The 812-nt window shown below is 53.9% G+C and carries 1 protein-coding gene; it reads left to right on the forward strand.

Features of this window, described 5'->3' with window-relative positions:
- Positions 1-554: 554 nt before the first annotated feature.
- Positions 555-812: hypothetical protein (locus C5F48_RS25870; RefSeq protein ID WP_219907851.1), on the forward strand; the 258-nt coding region annotated here is incomplete at its 3' end.

Here is an 812-nt window from a genome sequence, read left to right on the forward strand (position 1 = left end):
CTGGACCGGCCGGAAGCCACGGCAAGAGGGATCCCGATGGGAGAAACCATCGCTTACGCATTTCACGCTGACAAGCGCGGCTTGGATGAACTTGATTGAACGCTTTTTCGCCGAGATCACGAACCGTTGCATCCGCCGGGGAGCGACACCCGCGTCGATGATCCGGAGGCGGCAATCCACGACTACCTGCTGCTTCACAACACCAGACCGAAGGCCTTTGCCGGGTCCAAATCCGCTAGCGATATCCTTAGCAGGAACGCCGTGCTTTCAAAGCCCTCGATGACATCCGTGGAAGCCGGTAGCAACCGTCAGACTCGGAACACTAGATCTATCACAGGCCCATGTTGTGATCTGTGTATCTCACTGACACGGTAGGATCACAGAGGAAGCCGGAGTGGTACACCAGCCGGAGGCTCTGTTGCCGAGGACTGAAGCTCGAATCATGACCTGCGCCAAGCTATAGCCACGGAATCAAGCAAAGAAACAACAGGAAGATAATGTACACTTCAGCAAGCGAGAACGTCGCGACTCCTTCTACCTGCAAGGTGCTGATTGTGGGCCTGATGGATAGTCCCAATCTCGGTGATATCCTGATCGCTGACTGCCTAACGCACGTTCTAAAACAAAGGGGCTGCGCAGTCACGTTGTTAGACATAGCAGCAAAGAACAACAGCGTACTGACTAGAGTCGGGGCGGAAAGCCGCGTGCGCCTGCCGAAATACAAGTTAATAATTCAAAAGCTCTCCAATAAACTCCCAAGCTCTTTGATCGCATATACCGCATGGCGCCGCTCAAAGGCTCTGTTGCACAAA

Origin of the sequence: Cereibacter changlensis JA139, from assembly GCF_003034985.1 — a bacterium.
Lineage (GTDB): Bacteria > Pseudomonadota > Alphaproteobacteria > Rhodobacterales > Rhodobacteraceae > Cereibacter > Cereibacter changlensis.